This is a genomic window from Kitasatospora sp. NPDC085895 (genome assembly GCF_040702125.1).
In the GTDB taxonomy this organism is placed as follows: domain Bacteria; phylum Actinomycetota; class Actinomycetes; order Streptomycetales; family Streptomycetaceae; genus Kitasatospora; species Kitasatospora arboriphila.
The window spans coordinates 1-2,701 of record NZ_JBFBJY010000203.1 but is presented as its reverse complement, the minus strand read 5'-3'; the positions used below and the strand labels follow the sequence as shown (position 1 = coordinate 2,701).

Here is a 2,701-nt window from a genome sequence, read left to right as displayed (position 1 = left end):
CCGAACCGGGCCCGCCGCCACCCCACGGCCGTCACCTCGCCGCCGGGGCCGATCAGCAGGTTCCCGGGGTGCAGGCTGCCGTGGACCACGACCGGACCGCCGAGGCGCTGCGCTCTGCGGTCCAGCACGGCAAGCCGTTGCAGCGCACGCTCCTCGCGCGGCTCCAGTGCGCTCCGGCTCCACGGTGAGTCGGTGAACAGCGCCCACGAGGGCCACAGCCGGAACGTATCCCCCAGCACGCCGACCTCCCCGACCGGTTCACCCGACAGCTCCTTGGCTGCCCGCACCAGGAAGTTCCCAACAGCGGCAAGGTCCGGCGAACCGGGCGCAAGGCTGACCGCCCGGCCCTGCACCAGCTCGTGCACCACGACGCACCGCGTAACTTCCCGGACCGCACACAGCAGAGCAGGACCGACCGCGGTGATCCGTTCGGCGATGAGCACTTCCCGGCGCAGTTCGGCGATCCCCGGGCTGTTCCATCCCGCGGCGGTGACGTGCACCGTTCGGCCGTCCTCGAGGGTCAGCCTCCCGGAGACACCCCGCATCGGCCCCGTCGGCAACCGGTCGAACCGCGCAGGCACGCCTCCAAGCCTGGCGCTCACCTCGCCCAGGAACTCGGCCACAACCTCACCGGAGCCCATCAAGCCGGCCATGACGCCTCCCGGCCCGGGAGCAGCGGCTCGCTGCCGGTGTTCGGCTGCGCGGTGAAGACGTACACAGTGTCGTCGTCCACCAGCGTCACCGTGTACGACTCACCCCACGCCAAGGCAGACATTGCCGCCTCCGCGGCAGTCTCGTCCTGCGCCCAGGCCCGTCCCGGCCGCGCATGGGCAGCGTCCAGCTGATCGGCCAGTTGCTCCACCCGCATCTGCAGCCAGCGCACGGACCGCCGGGCATCCCGGGTAGGGCACGCACCGAACAGGACCGGACGGCCGCCGCTGTGCGGGTAGGCGACAGCACTGCACCAGAACGTCTCGCGCAGTGCAGCACTCGGGCCTTGGTCGAACGCGCCGGCGGTCCGGTGGCCCGCCCGGGGCTGGGGGGCTCGGTCGGCGGCCTCATTGCGGCTCGGTGGGCGCTTCGCTGCGGCCCGCCGTACCCCCTCGCCCAGCCCGAGGGCGCGGCGAAGCAGGCTCCTCATGCTGCCTTCCCCGGGTTCTCGTCCGCAGAGCTCTGCAGGACCCTGGCCCACACCACCTTTGCTCCCTTCCGTCTCGCGACGCCCCAGTCCTCCGAGACCGCTGCCACGAGCAGCAGCCCGTGGCCGTGCTGGCGAATGCCGGCGGGTCGGGTGACGGGCATCAGATCGCTGCGGCTGTCTCGGACCTCGAGGCGGCAGCCGTCCGCGTTCTCCTGAAGTCGCACGAGAACCGAATCCGCCGGTCGACAGGCGTGCCTGATGGCGTTCGTCACCAGTTCGGAGCAGATCAGCGCCACGTCGTCAGCGCGCTCCCGCGCCCATCCCCACGCCACCAGCTCGGCGTGGACACTGTTTCGTGCCAGCCGGACGGAGCCGTGGTCGGCGGTGAGCTCCTTCTCCCAGACCCGCAGTGTCTGGCCTTCGTGGGCCGATGTCCGACCGGCTGCCTGGCGTCCGGCGAGAGCATCAGGGATGGCGGTGGGCATGGCGTGTACCTCCGAGGCCGTGCGCGGGACAGTTCCTGGGCTGTGCGCCGAGGCGCTCCTGGTGGTTGCCTCGTGCCGGAAAGACTCGCCGACGGCTAGTGGCGCCACAACGGGAGCAAGTTGCTGATGAGGCGCATCAGTTACTGAAACCTTGGTTCCGCCTGCGCAAATCAGTAACTAATTGCTGATCTTGGCTAACCATCAGCAACATCGGTTACTAAGGCTCTGCAGATCATCAACCCGCAGATTGGATCTCCGTGGCGATGGTGATTCTGTGACTGGCGGCGAGGTCGTGAAGGTCGGCCAGGTTGGCGAGTTGGTGTTCGGCGGGCTGGATGACGTGGCCGGCGGCTTGGAGGAGTTCGCGGACGTCGCGGATGCGCCGGTTGATGGTGAAGGGCGTGACGCCGTAGAGGCGGGCGACGGCGGTCTGTGGGAGGCCGTGTCGCTGATGGAGCAGGACGACGAGGAGGCGGTCGGCAAGGGTGAGGACAGGGCGGCGGCCGGTGGTGCCGTCGCCCTTGATGCGGGGCCGGTGGCCGCGCCGCTTGTCGAGTTGGCCCTCGCGCTGGGTGTTGTGGAGGGAGACGAGCTGGGCGATCAGGGTGTCCCACTCCGCCGGGTCGAGTCCGGTGATCGCCGGGTGCCGCAGCCAGGCGAGGTCGGGGCTGGGCCGGTCGAAGGGGTCCGGGGCTTCGTTGATCTCGGTGTAGGGCTCGGGCCGAAGGGTGTAGTTCCAGTCGCCGTGCCAGGTGTGCCGGTCCAGCGGCAGGGCATCCATCTGCCGGTCGCCGACGGTCACACCGGTTGGGTAGGCGCCGGTGTCGAGTTCGGCGTGGACGGTCAGGCCGGTGCGGGTGGTGGTCGCGGCGATGCTGTTCACGACCACTTCGTGGCTGGTCAACGGCCTGCCGCGCCAGTTCATCGTGATGTGCGAGAACAGCCGGTGTTCGACCTTGTTCCATTTCGAAGTCGCGGGCCAATGCCGTTGCTTGAAGCTATCAAGCAGTTCGTGACATCGGGATAGCGCGGTCGTTGGGCCTGGCATGCATCCATGGGTGGGGTTGTCCGAGCA

3 protein-coding genes and 1 pseudogene are annotated in these 2,701 nt (G+C 69.3%); all 4 read right to left on the bottom strand.

Annotation, left to right across the window (positions count from 1 at the left end):
• Positions 1-653, bottom strand: a 653-nt coding sequence (locus AB0442_RS42145) for a phosphotransferase (RefSeq protein ID WP_366168798.1), incomplete at its 3' end; no start/stop codon positions are given.
• Positions 641-883, bottom strand: coding sequence for a hypothetical protein (locus AB0442_RS42140; protein WP_366168797.1), 243 nt, complete (start codon positions 881-883; stop codon positions 641-643). The genes AB0442_RS42145 and AB0442_RS42140, both read right to left, overlap by 13 nt.
• Positions 884-1,137: 254 nt before the next feature.
• On the bottom strand, positions 1,138-1,626 hold the full coding sequence (locus tag AB0442_RS42135) for an ATP-binding protein (protein WP_366168796.1): 489 nt from the start codon (positions 1,624-1,626) through the stop codon (positions 1,138-1,140).
• A gap of 235 nt (positions 1,627-1,861) precedes the next feature.
• Positions 1,862-2,599 (bottom strand): annotated as a pseudogene (locus AB0442_RS42130) (transposase family protein); the annotation flags it as partial.
• Positions 2,600-2,701: the final 102 nt, after the last annotated feature.

Coding starts and splice junctions, on each gene's coding strand:
- AB0442_RS42135 (WP_366168796.1), bottom strand. CDS start 1,626: ATGCCCACCGCCATCCCTGATGCTCTCGCCGGACGCCAGGCAGCCGGT.